The organism is Snodgrassella sp. B3800, assembly GCF_026535865.1.
Lineage (GTDB): Bacteria > Pseudomonadota > Gammaproteobacteria > Burkholderiales > Neisseriaceae > Snodgrassella > Snodgrassella alvi_E.
In genome coordinates, this window is the sequence record NZ_JAFNPH010000001.1 from 549,755 (window position 1) to 576,229 (window position 26,475).

A 26,475-nucleotide genomic window follows, 5' to 3' on the forward strand; every position below is an offset into this window, starting at 1 on the left:
TGTGCATCTCATCCTGAGGAAAAAAGATGAGCAATTTCGAGCGTATACAGTCGCGGGAAACCGGCCTGCATAAAAAACTATCTGCCAGCCAGATGAGCATGATTGCCATTGGCGGTGCCATTGGTACCGGCTTGTTTTTAGGCAGCAAATTTGCTATCGGCTTTGCCGGCCCTGCTGTAATTATCAGCTATACCCTTGGCGGACTAATTGCATTGGCACTTATGGGCTGTCTGGCAGAAATGACCGTCCAGCACCCCACATCCGGCTCATTTGGCGCTTATGCTGAATTCTATCTGCACCCACTGGCCGGCTTTCTGGTACGCTACAGTTACTGGGCTTGCATCGTATTAGCCGTAGGTACAGAAGTCACCGCCATTGCCGAATACATGAAATTCTGGTTTCCGCAAGTAGATTCATGGATATGGATAGCCCTGTTTTCCTGCTGTTTGATTGGCGTCAACGCTTACAGTGTTAAAGCATTTGGTTCAGTAGAGTACTGGTTCTCAACCATCAAAATATTTGCCATCATAGTATTCATTTTGCTGGCAGTAGCTGTATTGGTATCGCAAGGCAGTATCATCCGCATTGAGCACAATTTGTTTGGCAGTGGCTTTGCCCCGCACGGATTTTCGGGTATTTGGACAGGAGTGATTATTTCGATATTCAGCTATCTGGGCATCGAAATGATTGCCATTGCCGCCGGAGAAGCCACTCACCCCGAGCAAGCAGTAAAAACGGCTTTCAAAGGTACACTAGCGCGACTGTTGATTTTCTACTTACTTGCACTCAGTCTGATAGTAATGCTGGTACCATGGCAGGAACTAATCAAAACAGGTAGTACCAGCCCCTTTGTAACTGTCATGCAAAACGTCGGCATCCCGTATGCAGACAGCATCCTTAATTTTATTGTTATCGTGGCCGCACTTTCTGCAATGAATAGCATGCTCTACATCGCTACACGTATGATGTTCAGCCTGTCTCGCGCCAATGAAGCACCACAAATACTCGGTAAAGTAAAAAGCAACGGTGTGCCATTGAATGCGCTGGCTTTATCTTCCGCAGGAATTGCTGTAGCGGCTCTGGTATATATATTTAAACCGGATAGCGCTTTTCCAGTAATGATAGCGTTATCTATGTTTGGTGCTTTATTCAGTTGGGGATCCGTATTTTTGACCCATCTGTGTTTTCGTATCCGCATGCAGAGACAGCAGCAGACACTAAAATTTCGTGTACCCGGATTTCCTTATATTACGCTGGCCGGTTTAATATCCATCATCAGTATTCTGATAACAACATGGTTTACACCGATTTTCCACGCCACTCTTCTATTTGGTCTTCCTTTTCTAGTGTGCTTAGTACTAGCCTATCTCATTCAGGCATGTCATAAAAAAAACACAGCAAAGTAAACCTTTCTTATTCAAATACAAAAGCAGCTTCGAGGCCTTACTCTGAAGCTGCTTTTTTATTTCTTAAACATTACCACATATTATTACAAATAGATAAAAATAATTTTCTTAATATACTAAATAAAAATATGCTTTTCAAATGCAATATAATGAACAATATTTGCACATTTATCTAAAAAATTGTCATTAATACTTCAGCACAAACTTATCATTTATTCAAAATATATAATTCGACTATTTATTTTATGAGAAAATATAATCAATAAATATATGACGAAAATCTATACCAAATAAATATCAACTAAAGTTTCACAATCATGAGTAGAGTATTATTCAGTCAGCTTAAAACACTCCTTCAAATATATTAAAAGATTTGGATTTCTTCACCCGGTGTAAATAATAAGCCGGATTGGCAAGTGTCATTGAGCTAAACATATTTACAAATATTATAATCGAATTTTTTCCACCAATAGCAGAAATAAAAACATCAATAAATATTAAGAGAAACAACAAGACAATAGCCTTCCGCCACATGCCTGTACATAAAAAATACAGTGGACCGAAAAATAATGAACCTATATTATTTGCTAATATAAAACGCTTACCCATAGGTAAAGCTTTAAATGCCTCTTTAAATCTTGATGCATTTTTACGTTCAGGCAAACCATTTTCTTTATAAAATTCAAATCTGAACTGCCAAGCTTTGCTTAAGCCCCAATTAGCAAAATCAAAATTTTCCTTACTATTATCATCCATCGTTTCACCTAAAACTATTGTTAAAAAAATAGAATTTTCCTTACATTTAATAACGGATAATATTTCAATTTAACCAATTTTGCAATCTATCCTATTATTTTATTTACTGATATTTGAAATTTTGATTCAAAAATAGTCATATTTATATTTTAGAAGATAATAACTCATGCCTCTGCCATTATCTGCATCAAACATGAAAAAATTCAATTCATAGCCAATAATACAAATAGCATCATTCAGCAATATATTGAAATCAAAAAATTACTTAGGCATAAAAAAGCTGCCTTAAATAAGGCAGCTTAGACTAAAAAATCCTATTACTGATTCATCGTAAGTAACAAATGATTCATACGTTTCACAAATGCAGCCGGATTTTCCAGCTTACCGCCCTCAGCCAACAGTGCCTGGTCATAAACCAGTTCAGCCAACTCATTACGCTGAGCTTCGTCTTGTTCCACAGCAATTTTCTTAATCAGCGGATGTTCGGGGTTAATTTCCAGCGTAGGTTTCGTATGCGGAATTTGTCCGGCAGCACCCGAAGCCTCAAGCATGCGTGCCAGATGCTGGCTCATATCATGCTCACCTACTACCAAACAGGCTGGACTATCTGTCAGCCGTGCAGTTGCCCGCACAGCTTCCACCTTATCGCCCAGTGCAGTCTTGATCTGTTCTACCAATTCTTTATTGTCTTCTTCGGTTTTTGCCTGTGCCGCTTTTTCTTCCTCATCGGCCAAATTACCCAGATCCAGTGATCCTTTGGCCACACTCACCAGAGCCTTACCATCAAATTCCGGCAGACTATTTACTACCCATTCATCCACACGGTCAGTCATTAGTAATACCTCAACACCTTTTTTCAGGAAGATTTCCAAATGTGGACTGTTTTTTGCTGCGGCATAACTATCGGCGGTAATGTAATAAATCTTTTCCTGACCTTCCTTCATGCGGCCAATATAATCAGCTAGTGAAACATTTTGCTCACTACTATCATTATGGGTGGAAGCAAAACGACACAAACCAGCAATCTTTTCCTTATTACTGAAATCTTCAGCAATACCTTCTTTCAGCGTATTCCCGAATACCTGCCAGAATTCAGTATATTTTTCCGGCTGGTTTTTCTTTAAATCTTCAATCAATGACAAAACTTTTTTCACACTACCAGCACGAATCGCATCCAGATCACGGCTTTCCTGCAGAATTTCACGTGATACATTCAGTGGTAGATCACTGCTGTCTATCACGCCACGGATAAAACGCAAATAAGAAGGCATTAGCTTTTTTGCGTCATCCATAATAAATACACGTTTCACATACAACTGCACCCCATGCTTGGGTTCACGTTCATACAAATCAAATGGTGCATGTTTAGGGATATACAGCAAACCCGTATACTCATGCCGGCCTTCTACCCGAAAATGAGTCCATGCCAACGCATCATCATAATCATGTGAAACATGACGATAAAATGTCTGATATTGCTCATCACTGATTTCATTTTTCGGGCGTTGCCACAGCGCCTGCGCCTGATTCACCACCTCCAGCTCATCAGACGGTTTTACATTACCTTCTTCATCATATTCCGGTGCTTTTTTCATATAAATCGGCACAGAAATGTGGTCACTGTAAGTCGTCACAATGCGACGCAAAGTCCAGTCAGACAGCAAATCCTTCTCATCTTCTTTCAGATGTAAAATCACATCAGTACCACGAGAAGCTTTGCTAATCGGCTCAACAGTAAATTCACCGTCACCGGCACTTACCCAGCGCACCCCTTCATTTTCAGCCACACCAGCTTTACGACTTTCAACAGTTACGCTGTCGGCCACAATGAAAGCAGAATAAAAGCCCACACCAAACTGGCCAATCAAATTGGCATCTTTCTTATCATCACCTGTCAGCTTTTCCAAAAACGCTTTGGTACCCGATTTGGCAATAGTGCCCAGATGCTCGATCACATCTACTTCACTCATACCAATACCGTTATCAGAAACCGTAATCGTTTTGGCTTCCGCATCCGCAGTTACCGTGATTCTGAATTCAGCATCATCACCGAGCAAAGAAGCATCATTCAATGATTCAAAGCGCAACTTATCACAGGCATCGGCCGCATTGGAAATCAGCTCTCGCAAAAAAATCTCTTTATTACTGTACAAAGAGTGAATCATCAGCTGTAACAACTGCTTAACTTCAGTCTGAAAACTGTGTGTTTGTTTCATAATTGTTCTCGAATTACCCAAAAATAATTGTTGTTTGATAAAAATAAGGGCAGCCCGATTCAGTTTCAAGCCAAACAGCTAATCAAATCCGCAGCAATCTAAAGTATAAAATTCCACGGGTCACAAACAGAAAATACCCCTGTACTCGTTTCACACAAAACTAATTGCTACAATATCACCTTTACACAAGTCTACTTAAACAGACACAACATCATGAACACACATCACTGTCTGCCTGATACAAGGGCATTTCCAACTGATCCAGTCAAAAACGACCTGCTCATGCATGCAGCCAGCTTGGCCAACCCCACATCCAAAGCACAGACCACCCTTGCCCGCGAAAGCCTGCATGTAGAAATCAGCCGCATGCTGGCTCAAAATCATTACACCAACCTAGCCGTAGCCTTGTCCATGGCAGCCAGCAGCAAGATATACAACATCCTATGGGAAAGCCTTGAAAACGTCTTACAGGCACACACCCCAACAGAAGTACAATGGCTCGCACTGCCTGTCATCGTTGTAGGTGGAGCCAAAGAAAATATTTGTCTTCCCGACACCATCCCAGTAACTGCCATAGCTGAAATCTTTAAAAACCAACCATGGACAGACGCATGGCAAACCATCCACTGGGCACCACACCTCATCAATGACACCACCCTGACCCACATCAAAGCCAATCAATGGTTCGCTGCCAAGCAAAACCCACAAAGCGCTGCAGAATTTTTCGGCCAGCTGCCGCACACCCCGCTTATAGTGGAAACAGGCCAATCAGTACAAGTATTTTACGCACTTGGCTATGCCGGCTCAGACATCCTACCAGCCCTCGGCCATCAGCTAGCAGATACCGCCCTACCCCTGATGCAGGTTTGGCAAACCCATCTAGCTAGTGCCGGAGCCACATTATTTACTAATCCGCTGCCACCGCAATCACCACTCAATGCCTTACGCAGCGGCAGTGCTATGCGTTTGCGTATGGCGTGTGATGTATTTACCACCAATGCAATCCGTTCTATTCGCTTGCAAAGCCCGCGCGTGGGCGTGGTTATCGCAGCACAAGATGGTGGCAATATCCTGTTTGGATTCAACGCTACCGACAGCGCATTCGAACTTCAGCCGCAGATTTTCCGCTGGCCGCTTACTCAAGCGGATGATATCGATACCATCGTACAAAATTTCATAGATTTACTGGCCGAATGCCATGTTGAAAACATCCACCTACTGCATGAGCCCATCAGTGCGCAAGCACAACCACCCAGCTATGCCCAATCCATCAACATGATCGGGCATAATCCACTATTTCCGCGGAGCCACTGACATGCCGGCCACCAAAGTATTATTTGTCTGTTTAGGTAACATCTGCCGTTCACCCATGGCCGAATATATCCTGCGCAAACTCGTAGCAGAAAAAGGGCTGAGTGAACAAATTGAAATAGCCAGTGCCGGTACATCCGGCTGGCACAACGGCGAAGACATGCATCAAGGCACAAAACAAATTCTCAGTGTTCATAATATCAACAGCGATGGATTTCAAAGCAGCGAGGTCAGGCCAGAAGATATCGCCATTTACGATCATATCATCGCCATGGATGACAAAAATCTACATGATTTAGCCCGTATTTTCGGCGATAGCCGTCCAGACAAAGTTTACAAAATTACCGACTTGCTACCAGAAAGTGAATACGATTATGTCCCCGATCCCTATTTCAGCGGCAATTTTAGCGAAACCTACACCATCATCCATGCAGGCTGCATTGCATGGTTAAATCATTGGCAACGCCAACATATACAAAAACTCTAGCTTGCTTCATCTCAATACAAACCATAGAGCAGCCTACTCAATAAAAAAGCAATATGGTAAAATTAATACCATATTTCAATTATTTGATGGCGTTAAAACCTGCCAAAGCCAAAAGCTTTGGCATTGTTTTGATACATAAAATCATCATAGAAACAAGGATTTTAAAATGGCAGGACACAGCAAGTGGGCCAATATCCAGCATCGTAAAGGGCGTCAGGATGCCAAACGCGGCAAAATCTTCACCCGCCTGATTAAAGAAATTACCATTGCCGCCAGACTAGGTGGTGGTGATCCATCAGCCAATCCGCGTCTGCGTCTGGCAATGGACAAAGCCACCGATGCCAACATGCCTAAAGACAATATTCAGCGTGCCATAGACAAAGGCACTGGCAATCTCGAAGGTGTCGAATATGTAGAACTGCGCTATGAAGGGTATGGTACAGGTGGTGCTGCAGTGATGGTAGACTGCCTCACCGACAACAAAACCCGTACCGTAGCCGATGTACGCCATGCCTTTACCAAGCACGGCGGCAATCTGGGTACAGATGGTTCTGTAGCCTTTCAGTTTGCTCATCAGGGCTATTTACTCTTTAGCCCCGACGTTGATGAAGATAGCCTCATGGAAGCCGCCCTCGAAGCCGGTGCGGATGATGTCATCATACAGGAAGACGGTTCAAAAGAAGTCATTACAGAGCCTTATCAGTACAGCAGCATCAAAGAAGCTCTCGAACAAGCAGGATTTCATGCTGCTGACGGCGAAGTCACCATGCGTCCGGTCAACGAAACGGTACTAGAAGGTGAAGAGGCAGAAAAAATGCAACGCTTACTTGACGCTCTCGAAGATCTCGACGACGTTCAGAACGTCTACACCACCGCGGTACTGGAAACCGAATAAAGCCAAACGGACTGCTATCCAGTCCGTTTTTTCTTACCTCCCCTCAACAGGCACAAAACGCTCAGATTCATGCAAGCCACTACCCAATTTTTTCAAACTGCTTCTGCCGGAGAATGTGCCGAAGTTCTCGATTTTTGGTTAAATGAATGCAGCATAGATGAAGCACCGGATACAGCAACCATACAGCAATGGCAACAGCTATTTTTACAGCGCGGCAATAAATTCATTCGCCTAGCATCTTTGTGCCAGCAATGGCTCAGCGAAGCAGAATCCCGATGAAAGCTACCATTTATTTCAACAAATGGCTGCTCATTGCCATCGTGTGGTTTTTAGCTAGCATTTATTTTCTGTTTTTCAAATCCAGCGGCACTCCTGTGCCTATTCCACAGTTCGATAAAATCTGCCACTTCGGCCTGTTTTTTGGCCAATTCTGGTTAATGGCCAAAGCCTGTTTCAGTGCTGGTTTCACCATACCCCAACGTCTGCTTCTCATCAGCGCCATTATCTGGGCAGCCACCAGCGAAGTCATTCAAGCACTGTTTACCACCCGCAATGGCGATATAATGGATGCCATTGCCGACCTTAGCGGTGCCATACTCGCACTATGGCTGGCTCAACAAATACAAACTGCTCGCCGCAACGGCAGCAGGGAGAAATACTAATAATGGATACTGACATCAACGTTTACCGGCAGCGACGCCAACATGTACTTAGTCAAATTGGCGAAGATGGAGTGGCTATTATTTTTGCCGCACCCGAACAAAGACGCAGTAACGACACCGAATACCCTTACCGACAGGATAGCTATTTTCATTATCTCACCGGTTTTCCCGAACCTGGTTCAGCCCTGATTCTCAACGGGCGCGAGCACAGCGCTACCTTACTGTGCCGCAACAAAGACCCCGAACATGAAATCTGGAATGGTTTCCGCTATGGCTACAGCGCTGCGCGCGAAGTATTTGCGTTTGATTGCGCCGATGACATCGGCCAGTGGCCGGCTTACCTCAAAAAAGCCCTGTCCGGCCATCGCCACCTGTTTGCCCTCTGGGGACTCTATCCCGACAATGATTCTAAAGTGCAGGAATTATGGTATGAAATTGCTCGCATAGCTAATTACCGCAAAACCAACGGCAGTACAATCGCACCTGACAGCATGGTGAATCTTGCCACCATACTTGACCCTATGCGCCTAATAAAAGATGAGCACGAACAAAAAATCATGCGCATCGCTACCGAAATCAGCGCACAAGCACACATACGAGCCATGCAGACCACACGTCCGGGGCAATTCGAGTATCAGGTAGAAGCAGAAATCCTGCACGAATTCATGCAGCGCGGAGCACGTTTTCCCTCCTACAACAGCATCGTAGCCGGTGGCAAAAACGCCTGCTGTCTTCATTACGTCAGCAATAATTGCCAGCTTAAGCCAAATGAGCTACTTATGATTGACGCCGGTGCTGAGTATCAAATGTACGCCGGCGACATTAGCCGTACCTTTCCCATAAACGGCCGTTTTACAAGTGCTCAAAAAGATGTTTACGACATCGTACTGGCGGTGAATCAAGCCAGCATAGCTTCCACAGTCAAACAAGCAAACTGGCAAACTATCAGCACTGCGGCTATCCAAATGCTTACTCAAGGACTAATCGATCTAGGCTTACTGCATGGCAGTCTGGAACAAAACATCGAAGCGCAGACTTACCGCCGTTTTTACATGCATGGCCTTGGCCACTGGCTAGGTCTAGATGTTCATGATGTGGGTGGCCGTTTCGATAATCAAGAACAACCCATACTACTACAGCCAGGCATGGTCACCACTATAGAGCCCGGTTTGTACATCAGCGCCGCAGATGATATACCAAAAGCATTTCACAATATAGGCATCCGCATCGAAGACAACGTATTGGTAACGGAAAACGGCAATGAAGTCCTCACTGCCTCCGTACCCAAAACCATTCCTGAAATTGAAGCGTTAATGCAACATTAACTTAGCATCTCAGATACATCAGCGTATAAAAAAGTAGCCAGTTATTGAACTGGCTGCTTTTTTCAGCTTAAAGCATTAATGATTGATTTGTCGCGCTGCCAGCTCCTGCTGAGCTGTGGCAACCACATTACTGCCAAACAAAGCATTGACATCCGCTTCATCAAATACATAACGTTCATGACAGAAATCACAGTTCACCTCTACACTGCCTTGCTCAGCTACAGCTTCACCCACCTCTTGTCCTCCCAGCAATAATAACATATCGCTAACCTTGCCACGCGAACAAGTACAGGCAAACTCCACATTTTGCGGTGAAAACAGCCGTACATCATGTTCATGAAACAGGCGAAAAAGTAAAGTCTGCACATCCAAATTTAACAACTCATCCGCTGTCAGAGTTTCTGCCAGAGCACACAATTCAGCCCAGCTATCATCATTGATATCTTGTTCAGGCAGCCTCTGCAATAACAACCCACCTGCCTTTGATTCATCTGCGGCCAGCGTAATATGCGTGGCCAGCTGCTCAGAACGCGCCATATAATTCATCAGCATCTGTGCAATACTGTTTCCGGCTAGCTCCACTATACCCTGCCAAGATTCACCCTGAGCTGGCTGTAAAGTCAGCACAAACATACCGCCCTCACCCAGCAAATCCACGAGCGACATATTTTCATCGATTTTTGCAGACTCATCCCAGCGTGCTGTAGCTCGGCAGGTAGCAGCTGATGTAGCTTCAGCAACGAGCATCTTCAGCACACCTTTACCCTGCACCTGTACAATCAGATTACCATCAAACTTCAGATTGCTCGCCAGCAGCACCGCTGCAACAGTCAGCTCACCCAAAGCACGGTGAATCGCCTTAGGATAAGCCTTATTCTCTGCTACATGCTGCCATACTTCTTGCAAATTCATATGCAGACCACGCACCGGACAATCATCAAACACAAATCGTGTTAACTGATCCGCCGATATCAACTTAGTTTCTGCCATCATCAAAACCCCGACAAAATAAAGAATTAATATGGCTGCTACTACATAAAAATCAAGTTACATACCTCAATACAAACAATCTGCAAAACTCATTTTTTTAAGCAAACATCAGTTTGCCTCACAACCTTTAAAACCATCACATATACACTTATAAAAAAATCTTCTCCCATTCCTAAATCAAAAATAATAAGTTTAAACTGAAAAAATCAATTTTAAATAATCTTAAATAGATATAAATCTTAAAAACATAAATTCAATTAACACATACTTTAAAATATTTAATTCAGAATTAACCTTAGCACTAACAAACATCCATACCAATAGATAGTAAAAATTCATTAGAAATATTAATAGAAACACAATAAAAAATTAAATATTTCAATATACTAATCCATAATATAACTTGATGGAATAAAACATTTGTGTTATTTTAACAATTCATAACACCAATTAAACACCTATACCTATGAAAAACGAATTGGAGAACGCAATAGAATTTCGTCCAAAATTACCCAAGTCTCATCGGGTATAGACTAACCAACACTCATTTAAAAATTCAGCATAAAAACAGCTGAAATCATTTCTCCCAAGCAACGCAGATATCAGGAAATAATTATGTCCGACATACAAAATACAACAGAAATGAACACCATTATCTTATCTGAAGACAATTGCTATCAGCCAGATCGGCAGTGGAAAAGTGATCGTTATATATTTCAGGGCAGCCAAGGTAAACAGTTTATCCTTTCAGACTGGGGTATTTCTGAATTACCTTTTTTAAATCAATGTAATGAACTTGTACTAAAAGGCGCAAAGGCTTCAGATATTGTATTCACTCGCGAAGATGACGATTTAATCATCCATCCTTATGGCAACGCAGACAGCATCAGGCTACCGAGTTATTTTTTGAGCCCCCTGTACCGTGCATTCACTATTATCTCTGAAGATAAAATAATAGATGTGGTGGATGTAGCCTTAGGCGTGGCACAACAGACGGGCCAAAATGTAGCAGAAATTCTGAATCAACTCAAACAGGGGGAAGTAGAATCTGCTTCAGTGGAAGGGGATACATTAGGCCAATGGCCACTTAATAATACTGTGCCTGCTACCCACTTAATTGGAGGCAAAGGTAACGATACATTATATGGCTTAGGGAGCTATAGCATTCTTGAGGGTGGAGATGGTGATGATTATATAAGCGTTGAAAACTCAGAATATACTTTCATAAATGGTGGAAAGGGTAATGACTATATAAAGACCACTGCCCGAAACAGCTTATGTTTATTCGAAAAAGGTCATGGGCAGGATATTGTTGATGCTGCAGCATACGACAATTATGATTTTAAATACATGAATGAATTTGTATTTAAGGGTGCATCTGCTGATCAAGTACAGTTTATTCAACAAGGAGATAATCTCCTTGTTAAAGCTTATGGCAATGAAGATGTTGTCACTATTTTGAATTTCTTTATTTATGAAAAGGACGATTTCAAATTTACTTTTGATGATCGCTCATTAACCGCTAAAGATATTCCGGCCGATATCAAAGTTATACCTGCCATTGATACCAGCTCTGACAATGTAGCACTTGATGATAATGACCCAAGGCAATATGACGATCTGGTTTTAACTGGCACCGCTGGAGAAGATTTCTTATACGGAAGAAAAGGAAACGATATTCTGACTGGCGGCAGTAATACTGATAGCCTAATGGGTGGCGATGGAAATGATATTTTAGATGGTGGCAGCAACAATGATTATCTGGATGGCGGAAACGGAGATGATATTCTGATTGGTGGTACCGGCAACGATATGCTTTCCGGCGGTACTGGCAACGATACATATATTTTTGGCGCCAAACACGGAATGGATTCTATCTATGAATCTGAGTTTTTAGATGGAGAAATGAATACTCTAAATTTCACCGAATATAACAGTAATGAGCTTTGGTTCAATTTATTCCAAGGCCAGCTAACCATTACACATATTGGTTCATGTGATCAGGTAGTGGTAAGTATGTGGGGAGACTATTCTAACTCTGACCATTACAATATTGTTACTGCTGATGGCAAACAGATAGGAGCCAGCCAAATTAAACAACTGGTTGATGCTATGGCTACATTTGACACAGCTCATGGGATTGATCGTCATGATTATAACAATCAAGCAAACTTATTATTATCAGCTGATATGGTTAGCCAGATGCAGCAATTTACCCAACAATCCCAAGTTTCTTCCATGTGGGGATAAATAGTTACACGTATTTTGTTCAATCACTCCTGCCATTTCCATAATGGCAGGTAAATTTATTGCTATCAAAATCTCGGTGTAGATACTAAAAATGATGAGATGTTAGCAAGTAATAGTAATAAATATCCTGATAGATGGTACACGTATGATTAGCTATATAGAAGTTCAGGAGCTAATCAGTATTTCTTTACCTTTAATCATAGGCAAATTCACTTAAGCGGCATAAAGAAGTAGATTATATTAGTAAGCTGATTAGTTTTATTACTTAACAGTATTGCTATTAAGTTATATTTATATCTGATTACACATCAAAACAAATAAAACACCGTTATTTCCAGATATCTCAAATCCACATCAGCCTTAGTCTTTGCCATTTTTACAGTATTCTTCTTTTTTCTAGTTATATAAATCAGAATTATCAGTGAATATCTATAGCCTTAAAACTAATATAAAATTACAAGAATAGATATATATTTTTTTGTATCATCTAAATTTTATGCTAATTTATCCAGCAATATGACCGGAGACATCAGTATGAGAAATTTATTAATAACGTATACTAAAACTGTCTGTTTATCCGGCCTACTTTTGCTTACAGGATGTTCTGATAATAATAAAGATAATGCTGCCAAACACCAGACCATACCTTTCGTCAATAAAGACCGGTTTGGCCGCTTTGATTCCATCGGTAATCTGGGGGGTAAACCGGTTAGTATTCCCAGTGGCGTTCTTTATAGTGAAGTGAGCTATATTGGTGCCACAGAAAATTTTGATACAAGCAGTATAAATAAGCAACCGCCTATTACCTATCAGATGCCTATAAAAGAATTAGATTTTGATTATCGACTAACCGATGGTGCAGTAAAAAGCAAAAACGAACAAACTGATAGTGATTATAAACAAGATATCAAAATCTTAATTCCAAAGGCCAAGCATTTTCCATGGGGTTATACTAATGTATATAACTTATTCAGCCCCAATCAACCAAGAACTTTCAACCAATGGTTTAATAATATTCTGAAATCGACAAAAGAAACTTGGAATTTTGAATATTTCAAACAGGCAAATAAAATATTTGGTTTAACTTATTATCAGGCCAATAACGGTATAAACCCTAAAACCAATCAACCATGGGAAGATAATCTCATCGGAAATGATTTATATATTTATCAGGATTCAAATAATGACATTAAAACTCTTATCCTATGCGATACGGTCGGTCAGATAAAATATTGTAAGCATGATTTTTTCATCAAAAATTTTCCGGTAAAAGTCAGTATTAGTTACGACCGTACCTATCTCAAGTTATGGCGGCAAACCGAAAAAAATATCGCTGCCATACTGGATAGCTGGGTGGTGACTAATGATGGCAAATTAATTAAAAAGCAGGCTGGCAAGGTATAAATCGAAACAGATGCACAACTGATACAACCTCATTCAGCCAATTTTGCCATTTTTTTAGATAAATTCCAGTTTGCTTGCTATTTTACGCTAAATATATATTCGGTAGATTGCATATATATTAAAACATAATAATCCATTCAGAGTTAATCTTTCATTACATTAGTTAATTTTTGTGTATGTTTTTGTTTGCATTATCCTAAAATTATGCTAATTTATATGTTAGTCGGTTAGGAGACATCAGTATGAGAAATTTATTGATATCGTATGCTAAAGCTGTCTGTTTAACTGGCCTGCTTTTGCTGGCTGGGTGTTCTGATAAGGATAAAGACAAAGCCAAACAGCAGCCTGTACCTTTCACTAATCAGGACCGATTTGGCCGCTATGATTCCATTGGTAATCTGGGCGGTAAACCAGTCAGTATTCCCGATGGTGTAGTGTTTACGTGGGTACACTATGTAGGAGACCCTGGCGATTTCGACCGTGATAGAAAAGCCGGCGAATACAAGCGTCCCCCCATCACTTATCAGCTACCCATTGATGGTTTTGATTTTCAATACCGCGTAACGGATGGTGCTATTAAAATTAGAAGAGAGCAAACTGATATTGATTATATGAATGATAATAAAAATCTGATTCCTAAAGGTAAGCCTTTTCCGTGGGGTTATACGATTGTTTATAACTTATATAGCCCTAAACAACCTAAAACTTTCAATCAATGGTTTAATAATATTTTAGAATCGTCAAAAGAAAACTGGGATTTTGGATATTCTAAAAAACCAGATAAAGTATTTGGCTTAACCTATTATCAAGCCAATAACGGTATAGACCCCAGTACGAATCAGCCATGGACTGATAATATTGCAGGAAAAGATCTGTATATCTATCGAGATGCAAATAATAATATTAAAACCCTTATCCTATGTGATATTGTTGGAAAGATACAATATTGTCATCATGAATTTATGATTAGTAACTTTCCTATAGAAGTCAGTATTACATACAACCGTGTCTATCTGAAACTATGGCAGCAAACAGAAAAAAATATTGCTGCCATACTGGATAGCTGGGTGGTGACTAATGAAGGCAAACTAATTAAGAAACAGGCAGGTAAGTAAAATTTCCCGACTACGGGATGATATGTATTATTAACTATTGATGAAAGGGGATGAAATATGTCTCAGCCAGCGCTATTAACCAAACAAGAACTTGATGCATGGAATAAAAAAATCAAAACAGGTAATTTGGCTGCTATCGGCGAAGTGTATCAGGCACTGCGGGATAAGGGCTATGATTATGCCGGCTGGGCAATTGGCGTAGCCACCGGCGACAGCATCACCGGCAATGGGGCGCTGGCATTTATGCAAGCTGTAGCCAAAGATAATAAACAGGTGCTTACGCAAGCAAGAGTAGATAGTGTGCGCAGAGATATGGTTTTAGGATATTTGGACATTTTGCAAAAAAAGCTGAATCAAGGCAAAGGAGGTCAAGATATAAAATATTATGAAATGTTAGATTTTCATGTAGAAACATTTAATAAAAATAATTTAGATATCAATTATTGGACATTATATACTCCAATGTCGATTATCCAGAATAATGCTTCCATTACCCGAACTGATGGCAGCATTATTAAAGGTGCTCAGGTTGCTGAAAATATGTGGGAAAGTATCCGCAAGACCAAAGGCGAAGTGGTCAGTGGCGGGCCGATTGTAAGTTTAGAGCTGTACAATATTATGCAGGATGCTAAGAATGGCTATATTTATGTTGATAAATCCACAGGGAATGTGGTTTCCAGAAAATCAATCATTCGTTCATTTACTTTTTCACTCAGCCTTTCTGCAGGTGTACTGGGTGAGATACTAAATAAACCCGAACTACCAGACCTGCTGGCAGATAAGCTGGGCTTTAAAAAGATTGCCATTTCTGGTGAGGAACAAAAGCAGGCACAGCAATGGTGTCGTGATACGGATGTCGTGGCCGCAGGAATGGGAATAACTGCAGAAGTACTGGAACATAATGTGTTCAATTTATCCAGCCATAGCTGGTATGATAAATATACCTCGCCGGAAAATAAGCTCACTGGCGAGTTTTTCAGCAATAGCCACACTTCTACAACGACCAAACAACAATTAAAAAATAACTGGCTACTGGCAGGCGGTACAGCTGTAACCAAATGGATTATGGCCGCCGTACTGAATAAAAGCATCCTCAATAGCCATGATGCACTGATATCTTCTATTAATGACCAGAATTTTCTGGAAAAAGGGCTGGAGTTTGTATTTGATTCTCAATCAGGGCACCGGCAGCCGGTAAACGGCATTAAAGATGAATATGAATTCAAATATCAGCTGGACTGGATAGAAGGTGCACCTGAATCAGTACTTGATTTACTGCAAAGGTTGACCAAACAGGGTGAGACAGAAAAAGTGTCTCTCTATCTGAATGCGTTGGAAAAGCTGAATCCGGTGATAGTACTGAATCCTGATTTTGTACCTGAGCAACGTACGCTGGCACAAATGGGTGAAGATTGGGTAAAAATACGCTGCTGGCTGCTGCAGGAATTTCGCTATGCTCAGGCTTCTGAATTCAATCAGTATGTGGATAAGCAATTTGATTATGATGGATTTCACGATTTCTTCTCTGAGCGGCCGCGCTATCAACAGCTAAAAACCTTTGTGCAATCTATACGCAAGAGTTACGGATTTTCTGATAATGATGCCATTATGTTTAAAGATGGGGTATCCGGCCAGAGCTGGAGCACAAATCCTCAAGCCAATACTTCTGTGCATCAGGTGGTGATGCTGGCAGACAATGAAAATGGCGTTGCCCAAGGCGGAGCAGCTTCAGATGTGTTGGTTGGGGGTAATGGTAATGACCAAATGATAGGTGGCGGCGGTAATGATATCTTGATTGGTGGTGCTGGGTCTGATGCTTATTACTTCAATAGTGGTGACGGGCAGGATCGTATTATTGATAGTGACGGAAATGGTGATGTTTATTTGAATAATAAGCATTTTTCTTCCTATCAGTGGATAAAAAAAGAGCTGAATCTGTGGCAGACTAAAGATAATAAATGGCAGGTATGGCTGAATGAAGAAGGCGATTTATGTATTCAATCGCTAATTAATGATAAAGATATACTTACCATCAGCGGATGGAGCAAGCAAAGTGGAAACCAGCTTGGCATTCATTTACCTGCCATGGCCGCAGCACCAGATAAAGACAGAAAAAAATTTATGGGTGATTCTCGGCCGAAAATAATTCATGTAGAAGGCTACTTTGATGAAGATTTGCTACCTTACAAAGGGACTTATCATAAGGATTGGGATAATCGTGCCTCAGATGGCCGTATTATCAATGGCCTAGATGAAAAAGGATTTGAAGATGTGATTTTCGGTAGCGCCAAGAATGATGAAATCTGGGGCATGGCTGGAGGCGATGCCATAGACGGCAATGCCGGTGACGATGTGATTTATGGTGGCGATGGTACGGATTTGCTCACTGGCGGTGGTGGCTCGGACACGATAAAAGGTGGAGCTGGAGATGATTTTATTTTAGCCAACAATCATTTATCTATATCTGCACGGCACTCACCGAAAGAGCGTTGGAAAATGCCGGCTTCGGGTAAGAAACTTATTTATGCTGGCCCCAACTGGGGTGTTTATCTTGATAAAAATGATACTCAGATTCTGAGTGGTGTCACTTCAAGTATAAATGAAACTTCATCAATCTCAGCCGATGCTAGCTACAATGGTGATTTTTTATATGGCGGTGATGGCAATGATTATATTCTTGGCGGTAATCTGAATGATTATATTGAGGGTGATTCCGCAGCGCCGGACAGTACTGAGTGCGGTAATGATACGGTATATGGAATGGCAGGTAATGATTATATTATCGGCGGTAAAGGAAATGATATTTTATATGGCGATGGTATTATCTTACCTGGCTATCTGAATTATGTTTCCCTTTATGAGCATGGAGATGACCGTATCGATGGCGGCGAAGGCGCTGATGAGATTATTGGCGGTGGTGGAAATGACGTGATTATTGGTGGCGATGGCAACGACAAACTGTATGGCGATTTCATTCCAGAATCAATATATCAAATGGCACCTGCTAGATATCATGGCAACGATACTATTTACGGTGGTAGCGGCAATGACTATATTTTGGGTGGGGGTGGAGACGATTTTCTTTTTGGCGGCGATGATGACGACACTATCTACGGCGATTATTATTCTGGCACTAATTTAGATGTGTATTTTCAAGGTAATGATCATATCTGGGGAGATGCTGGTATGGATAGGCTCTATGGTGGCTATGGTGAAGATGTGATTTATGGTGGCGATGATAATGATTTCATTTATGGCGGCCAGGGAAATGATACGCTTTATGGGGATGATGGTCATGATCTTATTTATGGAGATGATGATCAAAACAACGAAATAAAAGGTAACGACTATATTGACGGCGGCGCTGGCTCAGACACTTTGGTCGGTGGCGGCGGAGATGACTGGATTTATGGTGGTAAAGATGATGACGAAATATATGGTGATGAACATGTACCCTTTGCAAATGAAGACAGCTCTATAAATGGCTCCGATCATCTCTACGGTGAAGATGGTGATGATTTAATTGATGGTGGATATGGTGATGATGTAGTTGATGGCGGAGAGGGAAATGACAGGCTCTACGGTGGAGGTGGAAATGATTATATTTATGGTGGTAATGGTAACGATGTGATAGTCGGAGATTTCCTAAATATTACTGGCTGGATAATATCTAATAATAAATTAGAACCGCTTTATTTAATAACCAAGAATATGAAATATACAGGCGATGATGTCATTTACGGTGGCGATGGTGATGACAAAATATATGGCGACCTTCACACTGAATCAGAGCTTTCGGTAGGAAATGATATTTTATATGGCGAAGGTGGAAATGATTATATCAATGGTGGATACGGGAATGACTATCTGGACGGCGGCACTGGTGATGACAAACTAATAGGCAGTGATGGTAACGATGTGATTTATGGTGGTGATGGCAATGATATTATTTATGGCGACAGTGAAAAACCTGTAGATGATAATACAAGCCGTACCACCGGTAATGATATGCTTTATGGCGGGAATGGTAATGATTTCATCAGTGGTGGCAAAGGTGATGATAACCTCCAGGGTGATGATGGAGATGATAAGTTATACGGCGGCGAAGGCAACGATAACTTATATGGCGGTGCCGGTAACGATATACTGAAAGGTGGTAAAGGTAATGATTATCTGAATGGTGGTTTAGGAGATGATTATTATATTGTGGAAAATGGCGACGGAATCACAACTATTGATGATCATAACGGCTTGTCTTATATTAAAGTGGACAACTTAAAATCGCTTTCTTTTACCGCTTATAAAGATGGGATAATGGTTAAAAACAAGGTGAATGGCGATGCAATTTATCTTGTTGGCTATGATATTAAAAACAAGAAAAAAGATTCAGATTTAGCGAATATCATTTTTACAGAAGATGGTAAGCAAGGTAAGACCTTATTAAATCTGATTACTAAGAAAAAAACACTTAGCCCTGTTCCACAGAATGAAGCAATCAGTAGTGCTATTCAGAGCCGCCAGATAAATGCTATAGACGATAGTTTGCTGCGAGATGCAGATGATTCATACAGTAATGCTTCGAGGTTGGAACAACAATATTTCAACTGGCCGGATATAAGCACGATGCTTCCAGATGCTGGTTTTTTGAGTGACAATGATGCATATGATATGGTGGCAGAAAATACATTTGCAGCAGCGATCAGCAAACCAGTAAAGGATGTTGCAGTAACTGCAAGCGCTGACTATGAGGTTTTTAATCATGCGACGGCGGCTTTACTTAATCAGGCCATTGCCAGCATGGATAAAGGATTTGCTGTTGCTGGTGTGGCGTGTTCTTCAGCTGAATATAAAGCTTTTACTTCTTCTGCTGAGATTTTATCTGCCTCATCAGTACTATAAAAGTCAGTGTCTAGTCTTGTAAGTCTACAAGTAAGCCTGTAACCACAGTTACAGGCTTTTTATCATAATTTATGCGCTTGAATTATGGATTACTTTAATCAGGTTGTATAATCTTAAAATAGTGCAACATTATTATTACAGTATTTAATGATTGAAGGAGAAATATTAGTATGTGCCAGTTGTTAGGCATGGATTGCAATACCCCTACGGATATCGTGTTTTCTTTTGAAGGATTTCGTTTACGCGGTGGGTTAACTGATAATCATGCGGATGGTTTCGGGATTGCTTTTTTCGAAGGCCATGGGGTACGCCTCCTGCAAGATGATAAACCTTGTGCCAGCTCACCTGTAGCCGATTTAGTGCAGCAATATAAAATCAAATCCGAAAATGTGATCGCACATATCCGCAAAGCCACTCAGGGACAAGTGCATTTGGTAAATACTCATCCTTTTGTACGCGAACTATGGGGAGAATACTGGGTATTTGCACATAATGGTAATCTTCGCGGTTTCAAACCAGCCGAAGGAGAATATTTTACTCCGGTTGGCACCACTGATTCGGAAGAGGCATTTTGCTATCTACTGGAACAGCTACGCCAGCGTTTTCGCCATAAACCTGAGCGTGAAATTTTATTTAAAACAATTGCAGAAATCACAGATGAGCTGCGCCAGTATGGGCTATTTAATTATATGCTTTCGAATGGCGACTGGTTAATCGCCCATGCCAGCACCCTGCTCTTTTATATTATTCGACAGGCGCCGTTTGGTAAGGCCGTGCTATCAGATGAAGATGTGGCGATTGATTTTTCTGCGGTGACTACACCACACGACCGAGTAGCTGTAATCGCCACCCTACCCCTTACCTGTAACGAACAATGGCAACAACTGGCTGTGAATGAATTAGTTATGTTTAGTCAGGGTGCGATTGTATTGCGAGATTGTGTTCTGCCACCGCAATATATGAGTGTGGAAGAAGGCTTAGCAATTGCGCGCAAGGCAGGCGTAACGATGTGAAGGAGCTAATACTAGCTATTTTATTTGCTAATGCGTATAGAGCTAATTGCTAGACATGGTTCTGGACGTGAGGCAGAACCAGAAAATTGATTTTATTCGGGCTTGAAAAATGATCAGCCAGTGTGCTGTAGCGAGCTATTGCCACAAAAATGATTTATCCGCTTACTCTTAAAGAGTCCGGTATTCGACATATCAGCAGCGCATTGATGAAACTGCAAAAACTCAAATATTTATCATACAAAATTTTGTTTTTTTATCATCAGATGCTAATAATTTAATTGCATCCAGTTCAAAATATCGGCACAAAGATGGAGAGCATAAGTATTATCAACTTAGTTAAAAAATAATTTCTGCATAATAGTTTTTCATTACTTAAGCATAAAACAATATCACATTTTCTTTATTTTGTTGCTTAAACCAGATGGAAAAAGAATCCATTGTATTAAATGGTAGAAAAATAGATCATTTAAAAGCGAGCAGCATGACTTATACAGTACTAATTCACTATACAAAAGAAAGATTTGGAAGTTTTTATAAAAGCTATTTTAAGATTGAACTATATTTAGATAGAATATAACTATTTTATTTATTTTAATAAAAATCAAATAGTTATAAAACCTACCAATAAAAGCACTGGCCGGCATTTTTCTTTGCCGGCCAGTGCTTTTATTGGTGATAAACCTATATTCTAATAAGAATTATACCAAGATTACATAAATCCGTAAATCAGAATAGCAATCACTGCCACTGGAATAACGATTCGGCATAAAAATTTCCACCCAGCAAATATTACTGGACTTAAATTCAGTTCTTGCCGGATGGTTTCCTGTTTCATCATCCAGCCAGCAAAAATAATGGTGCCCAGACCAGTTAATGGCAACATCAGTTTACTGGTGAGGTAATCCAAGCAGTCAAAAATATTTTTACCGAAAATAGTTACATCCTGCCATTCATTAAAAGACAACAGACAGGCAATACCCAATGCCCAGATAACCACGCTACTTACCAGAGTGGCGGATTTACGGCCTAGATGCGTTTTTTCTTCCAACAGTTCGACTGTTGGTTCCAGTAATGAAATTGAAGATGTCAGTGCTGCAAAAGTGAGAAAAATAAAGAACAGAATACCGATGATAGTACCGCCAGCCATATTACCGAAAGCAATTGGTAAAGTAACGAAGATAAGGCCAGGGCCTTCGCCCGGTTGCAAACCATTGGCAAATACAAGAGGAAAAATGGCCATGCCGGATAACATGGCAACGATAACGTCCAGAATCACCACAGTACGAGCAGTAGAAATCAGATTAACATCTTTGCCCAGATAGGAGCCGTAGGCCATCATAATTCCCATACCAAGCGATAAACTGAAAAAGGCATGGCCAAGAGCCGCTAACACTGCTTTTCCGGTAATTGCAGACCAATTTGGGGTAAACAGGAAAGTGAATGCTCTACCAAAAGAAGGGCCACTGACAACCGCCGCATAAATCACCAGACCAATCAACAAAACCCCCAACCCCGGCATCATGATTTTACAAGAACGCTCCAGACCGGCTCCCACACCCATGGCAACAATCAATGCAGTTGCAAACATAAACACTGTATGCCATGTAAGCAGATGGCTTACACTACCCAGAAATTGCTGAAATACCTGACTGGTACCATCGCCATGCAGTCCTTTAAAGGTACCACTACCGGCCAGAAAGATATAATCGGTAGCCCAGCCGCCAATCACGCTATAGAAAGACAGAATCAAGAATGAGCCTAAAACGCCGATAATCCCTACCCAGCGCCATGATTTAGAACGCCCTTCAGCAGCAGCTACATCTTCCATGGTATGAATCGGATTTTTCTGACCGCGGCGACCAATCAACCATTCCGCAACCAGAATCGGCAGGCCAATGATAAACATACATATCAGATAGGTCAGCACAAAGGCAGAACCACCCATCTGCCCTGCCATGTAAGGAAATTTCCAGATATTGCCCAGACCCACTGCCGAACCTGCTGCGGCAAGCATAAAGCCCATCCGCGAGCTCCATTGCGAATGCGATTTTTTCTTAGTTCCACCACTCATAACTGCCCACTGCTTCCTAAATCAAAATTTGATAGAAAATTCAACATTTAACTTTATATAGTCAAAATTTAATCGATAATCATGCCATGATTCTCTTTTTTGGACAAGTAATGATTGCTATTGTCCTGTTTAAATGATTACAGATTTGATTATTTAGACAAAACGTCTATCAAACTCGTCAGTTCCAGTGCGAAGGTTGCTGTTTTATTGAACCAAATCATTCCTGATTACAATATGCGATGCAGGAGTGCCGGTAATTTACTGCGTACTGATTGCAGAAAATCATTATTCAGCTCCGCGGTAATCACGCCCTCACCTTCCGGCAAACAGGCCAGCACTTCACCCCACGGATTAATGATCATGCTGTGACCAAAGGTGCGGCGGCCGTTTTGATGTGTACCACCTTGTGCTGATGCGAGAAGATAGCACTGATTTTCAATTGCACGTGCAGTTAATAGCGTATGCCAGTGCGCTTTACCGGTGGTATAGGTAAAAGCAGCGGGCAGTACAAGTACATCAAAAGGCAGTTGAGCACGGAAGAATTCAGGAAAACGTAAATCGTAACAAATGCCTTGAGCTACGGAAACATCATCTACTTTTAACTGCGGTACATCCATGCCACGTAAAATCGTATCGGCTTCTGCATAACTTTCATTGGCACCCACAAATCCAAACAGGTGCATTTTATGATAAAAGCCAAGCAGCTCACCGGCGCGGCCGTATACCAACATAGTGTTAAGCACTTTGGCTTTATCTGTGCTTTGTAATGGTATGGTACCGCCAAAGAGCACGATAACCAATTCAGCGGCCAGCGATTTTAAAGCGGTTTGCAACGGTCCATCGCCAAATACTTCAGCCACCTTCACCTTATCAGTATCATTCTGCCCCATAATGGGCCAGTACTCTGGTAAGACTACCCACTCAGCCCCAGCAGCCGCAGCTTGCCGCACCAGACGCTGCATAGACTGAATATTTTCCGCCACGTTCGTGCCAGAAACCATCTGCACAATGCCCACTGAGATGTTATTCATATGTATCTCCTTAAACTGAATGCTGCTGCCAGAACTGTTGAATGAAAATTATTTATAGCCTCAACTTATTTTACATGCAAATTTTTTTAAGAAATTTGACTGGCAAATATACTTTTTAAATTAGATTGAAGACATGAACAAATGTTTGTCATACCGATTTTAATTAACATATTAATATTATTAATTAATTTAAAAATTTGATCAATTTTTTTTGACTTTCTGTTTCATCTGTTACTAGAATTTGTCATTAATACAAAATAATAAATCTTTATTCAATACAATTATTTAAAAGGAGGAACTTCTGCTGAAATCATACCAGAATATCATCTTGCTAATGTAGTGTCTGTCCGGCTGATAATGAGTCTCAAACATCCGGCTAAAATGAAAAAAAGCAAAACCCATTTGCTATACTGATTTACATAGGAATAACCATAATGTATCTACAAAGTTTCACGCTTAAAAATTTTCGCAAGTTTGGGGAAAAAGACAACAAAGTATTTTTTGTTAATTCTAATGAAATAAAAAATAAATTTTTAGAGCAAGCACAAAATAAAACTTCGGACCATTCTAAAGAAAATAGTTCTCCTGTACCTCTGATTTCACCCTCAAGTACCCTGATAATCGGCAAAAATAATACCGGTAAAACCACTATTACTAACGCTTTAAAAAAGCTGCATGATAATAAAATGGTTACGTCCAGCGATTTTAATTTGGATTATCTGAAAAATTTGGTTGGGACGTATGTCGCGGCATTTCAGAATCATGAAGAAGATAATACGGATATTAAACTGGAAACACCAAAAATAGAATTTGAATTAAAAGTTAAATTAGAAAATTTTGAAGAAGATTTAATCAGTAATCTGAGCCCGTTTGTAACATTAGATAATCTAGATAAAAAAGAAAGCATTGTAATCAAAGCAAATTACTCCATAAAAGAAGAAGAAAGCTTTTTACAAGAAGTTAGAGCCTTAATTCAAGCCAAAGAAGATAAGAATAATCCTGAATTAGCGCCACTAGAAAAAATATGTAATCTGCTGGATGATAAAGATAAAACAAAATACAAACTGAGCTACCGTAATAATTATGATGAAGAGGTAACCAATTTTTCTCTAAGTAATTTAATAAAAATAAAATGTATTGATGCAAACCGCAATTTGAAAGAAGATGTTTTATCCGGCATTTTCCAAAAAATCGTTGTCACATTATTTATGAATGAAGAAAACAAAGATGTATTAAATGAGGGACTAAATAATATAAACGGAATCATTACTTCTGGAGTAGAAAAGAAAAATAAATCAGTGAGTGAGATTTTAAGAGAGATTGAGCAACCCAATCATTTTGATATGCAATTGAGAGGTAATGTTTCTAAAGATGATATTTTAAACAAGCTGATTAAATACAGCTTCAGGGAAGGTGAAGATTATATTCCTGAAAATCAGTTTGGGCTGGGTTATATTAATCTAGTGAATATTATTGGAGAGATTGTGCACTATATTCACACTTATCCAGAAGCAAGCCACCACAGCCACATTAATTTACTACTGATAGAGGAACCGGAAGCATTTATGCATCCGCAAATGCAGGAGTTTTTTATTAAACGCATTGATTCAGCTGTAAATAAAGTATTAGAGCAAATTCAAAAGCCAGACTCAACTGCAGCTTTACTTAAATGCCAAATTATCATCACCACGCATTCTTCACACATTGTAAATAGTAAAATTCATAGCAGCAATTCATTTAATAATATCAACTATTTAACTGTTAAAGACCGATGCAGCACTGTCATACCATTATATGATGCTTTACTTAGTAAGGATGGAGCTTCGAACGAACAAGAACAAAAAGAATTAATATTTCTAAAAAAACACATCAAATATAAAGTTTCTGAACTTTTTTTTTCAGACGCCGTGATCTTTGTGGAAGGTGGGACTGAGGAGCTCTTACTCAATTATTATCTTGAACATGATGAAGTTCTAAAAAAATATTATATATCAATATTTAGAATTGATGGTGCTCATGCTAAAGTATATTATCCTTTGATTAAACAGTTACAGATACCTTGTTTAATAATTACAGATATAGATATCAAGCGTACTGATTGCGAGAAAAATAAAACATGTAATAAGAAATGTCCTAACAACAAAGACGGACACCATCCAAAGAGTTTTAAACAAGTTACCAGTTTAAAAGGTAGAAAAACTACTAATAAAACTTTGAAAGAACTCCTAGGAACTGAAGAACTTGATAATGTTGAATATATTGAAAGCGAAAATATTTTGGTTGTATTTCAAAAAAAACTATTCAACAACAATATGCCACTAGTCTAGAGGAAGCAATTATTCTAACCAACTACAACCATCGAAGCATGGTTGAAATACTAAATACAGCTTTACCTAAATTATCTACAGACTTTATTCAAAACAATAAAATCAATAAAATCGATGAAATCAAAAAAGATAGATCTTTCGAAATACATCACAAACTTAATAATAACGTAAGCAAGACCGAATTTGCCAGTTCGTTACTTTTCACTATCCTGACTTCAGGCACCGATCCATTAGAAAATACGTTAACATTACCTGAATATATTCAAGATGGATTGAATTGGCTGAAAAATCAACTAAATAACAAATAAGGGGGAAAA

19 protein-coding genes are annotated in these 26,475 nt (G+C 40.2%); 14 read left to right on the forward strand and 5 right to left on the reverse strand.

Features of this window, described 5'->3' with window-relative positions; all coding sequences use genetic code 11:
- Positions 1-26: 26 nt before the first annotated feature.
- Entirely contained in the window at positions 27-1,406 is a 1,380-nt protein-coding gene (locus tag J3U64_RS02450) for an amino acid permease (protein ID WP_267408159.1), read from the forward strand.
- A 342-nt stretch (positions 1,407-1,748) separates the two neighbouring features.
- On the opposite strand, the gene J3U64_RS02455 is transcribed toward J3U64_RS02450, so the two are convergent.
- Positions 1,749-2,162, reverse strand: coding sequence for a DUF2628 domain-containing protein (locus J3U64_RS02455; protein ID WP_267408160.1), 414 nt, complete (start codon positions 2,160-2,162; stop codon positions 1,749-1,751).
- A gap of 317 nt (positions 2,163-2,479) precedes the next feature.
- Positions 2,480-4,378, reverse strand: coding sequence for a molecular chaperone HtpG (gene htpG, locus J3U64_RS02460; protein WP_267408161.1), 1,899 nt, complete (start codon positions 4,376-4,378; stop codon positions 2,480-2,482).
- 213 nt (positions 4,379-4,591) lie between these two features.
- On the opposite strand from htpG, the gene J3U64_RS02465 reads away from it, so the two are divergent.
- The 6 genes from J3U64_RS02465 to J3U64_RS02490 all read left to right on the forward strand — a co-directional run bounded on the left by J3U64_RS02465 (position 4,592) and on the right by J3U64_RS02490 (position 9,058).
- On the forward strand, positions 4,592-5,692 hold the full coding sequence (locus tag J3U64_RS02465; protein WP_267408162.1) for a conjugal transfer protein: 1,101 nt from the start codon (positions 4,592-4,594) through the stop codon (positions 5,690-5,692).
- Between the two features lies 1 nt (position 5,693).
- Complete coding sequence (locus J3U64_RS02470) at positions 5,694-6,176, forward strand: low molecular weight protein-tyrosine-phosphatase (RefSeq protein ID WP_267408163.1); 483 nt, start codon at positions 5,694-5,696, stop codon at positions 6,174-6,176.
- Between the two features lie 166 nt (positions 6,177-6,342).
- Positions 6,343-7,071 (forward strand): YebC/PmpR family DNA-binding transcriptional regulator, encoded by a 729-nt coding sequence (locus tag J3U64_RS02475; RefSeq protein WP_100139871.1) that lies wholly within the window; start codon positions 6,343-6,345, stop codon positions 7,069-7,071.
- A 69-nt stretch (positions 7,072-7,140) separates the two neighbouring features.
- A complete protein-coding gene (locus J3U64_RS02480) occupies positions 7,141-7,350 on the forward strand; it encodes a dioxygenase (RefSeq protein ID WP_100139870.1) in 210 nt (69 codons plus the stop codon).
- Positions 7,347-7,733: a VanZ family protein gene (locus J3U64_RS02485; RefSeq protein WP_267408164.1), complete on the forward strand. Its 387-nt coding sequence runs from the start codon at positions 7,347-7,349 to the stop codon at positions 7,731-7,733. The genes J3U64_RS02480 and J3U64_RS02485 overlap by 4 nt, the downstream gene beginning before the upstream one ends.
- Positions 7,734-7,735: 2 nt before the next feature.
- The gene (locus tag J3U64_RS02490; RefSeq protein ID WP_267408165.1) at positions 7,736-9,058 is read left to right on the forward strand and encodes an aminopeptidase P N-terminal domain-containing protein; all 1,323 of its coding nucleotides are present in this window, start codon (positions 7,736-7,738) and stop codon (positions 9,056-9,058) included.
- Positions 9,059-9,133: 75 nt separating this feature from the next.
- Here J3U64_RS02490 and hslO read toward each other — a convergent pair whose 3' ends face one another.
- A complete protein-coding gene (gene hslO, locus J3U64_RS02495) occupies positions 9,134-10,048 on the reverse strand; it encodes an Hsp33 family molecular chaperone HslO (RefSeq protein ID WP_267408373.1) in 915 nt (304 codons plus the stop codon).
- Positions 10,049-10,663: 615 nt separating this feature from the next.
- Here hslO and J3U64_RS02500 point away from each other — a divergent pair.
- The 5 genes from J3U64_RS02500 to J3U64_RS02520 all read left to right on the forward strand — a co-directional run bounded on the left by J3U64_RS02500 (position 10,664) and on the right by J3U64_RS02520 (position 20,729).
- On the forward strand, positions 10,664-12,298 hold the full coding sequence (locus J3U64_RS02500; RefSeq protein ID WP_267408166.1) for a calcium-binding protein: 1,635 nt from the start codon (positions 10,664-10,666) through the stop codon (positions 12,296-12,298).
- Positions 12,299-12,832: 534 nt separating this feature from the next.
- Positions 12,833-13,702, forward strand: coding sequence for a hypothetical protein (locus J3U64_RS02505; RefSeq protein ID WP_267408167.1), 870 nt, complete (start codon positions 12,833-12,835; stop codon positions 13,700-13,702).
- Between the two features lie 242 nt (positions 13,703-13,944).
- Positions 13,945-14,817, forward strand: a complete 873-nt coding sequence (locus J3U64_RS02510; RefSeq protein WP_267408168.1) for a hypothetical protein — start codon at positions 13,945-13,947, stop codon at positions 14,815-14,817.
- Between the two features lie 57 nt (positions 14,818-14,874).
- Positions 14,875-19,716: a calcium-binding protein gene (locus J3U64_RS02515; RefSeq protein ID WP_267408169.1), complete on the forward strand. Its 4,842-nt coding sequence runs from the start codon at positions 14,875-14,877 to the stop codon at positions 19,714-19,716.
- 170 nt (positions 19,717-19,886) lie between these two features.
- Positions 19,887-20,729 carry a class II glutamine amidotransferase gene (locus J3U64_RS02520; protein ID WP_267408170.1) on the forward strand — a complete coding sequence of 281 codons (843 nt, stop codon included), beginning with the start codon at positions 19,887-19,889 and terminating at the stop codon, positions 20,727-20,729.
- Positions 20,730-21,438: 709 nt separating this feature from the next.
- Here the strand turns inward: J3U64_RS02520 and J3U64_RS02525 are convergent.
- The gene (locus tag J3U64_RS02525) at positions 21,439-22,800 is read right to left on the reverse strand and encodes a sodium-dependent transporter (protein ID WP_267408171.1); all 1,362 of its coding nucleotides are present in this window, start codon (positions 22,798-22,800) and stop codon (positions 21,439-21,441) included.
- Between the two features lie 227 nt (positions 22,801-23,027).
- Positions 23,028-23,831 (reverse strand): carbon-nitrogen hydrolase family protein, encoded by an 804-nt coding sequence (locus tag J3U64_RS02530; RefSeq protein WP_267408172.1) that lies wholly within the window; start codon positions 23,829-23,831, stop codon positions 23,028-23,030.
- Positions 23,832-24,265: 434 nt separating this feature from the next.
- Between J3U64_RS02530 and J3U64_RS02535 the strand changes: the two genes are divergently transcribed.
- Together J3U64_RS02535 and J3U64_RS02540 are read left to right on the forward strand one after the other, a co-directional pair.
- Positions 24,266-26,158 (forward strand): ATP-dependent nuclease, encoded by a 1,893-nt coding sequence (locus J3U64_RS02535; protein WP_267408173.1) that lies wholly within the window; start codon positions 24,266-24,268, stop codon positions 26,156-26,158.
- A gap of 38 nt (positions 26,159-26,196) precedes the next feature.
- Entirely contained in the window at positions 26,197-26,466 is a 270-nt protein-coding gene (locus J3U64_RS02540) for a hypothetical protein (protein ID WP_267408174.1), read from the forward strand.
- Positions 26,467-26,475: the final 9 nt, after the last annotated feature.

Coding starts and splice junctions, on each gene's coding strand:
- J3U64_RS02450 (WP_267408159.1), top strand. CDS start 27: ATGAGCAATTTCGAGCGTATACAGTCGCGGGAAACCGGCCTGCATAAA.
- J3U64_RS02455 (WP_267408160.1), bottom strand. CDS start 2,162: ATGGATGATAATAGTAAGGAAAATTTTGATTTTGCTAATTGGGGCTTA.
- htpG (WP_267408161.1), bottom strand. CDS start 4,378: ATGAAACAAACACACAGTTTTCAGACTGAAGTTAAGCAGTTGTTACAG.
- J3U64_RS02465 (WP_267408162.1), top strand. CDS start 4,592: ATGAACACACATCACTGTCTGCCTGATACAAGGGCATTTCCAACTGAT.
- J3U64_RS02470 (WP_267408163.1), top strand. CDS start 5,694: ATGCCGGCCACCAAAGTATTATTTGTCTGTTTAGGTAACATCTGCCGT.
- J3U64_RS02475 (WP_100139871.1), top strand. CDS start 6,343: ATGGCAGGACACAGCAAGTGGGCCAATATCCAGCATCGTAAAGGGCGT.
- J3U64_RS02480 (WP_100139870.1), top strand. CDS start 7,141: ATGCAAGCCACTACCCAATTTTTTCAAACTGCTTCTGCCGGAGAATGT.
- J3U64_RS02485 (WP_267408164.1), top strand. CDS start 7,347: ATGAAAGCTACCATTTATTTCAACAAATGGCTGCTCATTGCCATCGTG.
- J3U64_RS02490 (WP_267408165.1), top strand. CDS start 7,736: ATGGATACTGACATCAACGTTTACCGGCAGCGACGCCAACATGTACTT.
- hslO (WP_267408373.1), bottom strand. CDS start 10,048: ATGGCAGAAACTAAGTTGATATCGGCGGATCAGTTAACACGATTTGTG.
- J3U64_RS02500 (WP_267408166.1), top strand. CDS start 10,664: ATGTCCGACATACAAAATACAACAGAAATGAACACCATTATCTTATCT.
- J3U64_RS02505 (WP_267408167.1), top strand. CDS start 12,833: ATGAGAAATTTATTAATAACGTATACTAAAACTGTCTGTTTATCCGGC.
- J3U64_RS02510 (WP_267408168.1), top strand. CDS start 13,945: ATGAGAAATTTATTGATATCGTATGCTAAAGCTGTCTGTTTAACTGGC.
- J3U64_RS02515 (WP_267408169.1), top strand. CDS start 14,875: ATGTCTCAGCCAGCGCTATTAACCAAACAAGAACTTGATGCATGGAAT.
- J3U64_RS02520 (WP_267408170.1), top strand. CDS start 19,887: ATGTGCCAGTTGTTAGGCATGGATTGCAATACCCCTACGGATATCGTG.
- J3U64_RS02525 (WP_267408171.1), bottom strand. CDS start 22,800: ATGAGTGGTGGAACTAAGAAAAAATCGCATTCGCAATGGAGCTCGCGG.
- J3U64_RS02530 (WP_267408172.1), bottom strand. CDS start 23,831: ATGAATAACATCTCAGTGGGCATTGTGCAGATGGTTTCTGGCACGAAC.
- J3U64_RS02535 (WP_267408173.1), top strand. CDS start 24,266: ATGTATCTACAAAGTTTCACGCTTAAAAATTTTCGCAAGTTTGGGGAA.
- J3U64_RS02540 (WP_267408174.1), top strand. CDS start 26,197: ATGGTTGAAATACTAAATACAGCTTTACCTAAATTATCTACAGACTTT.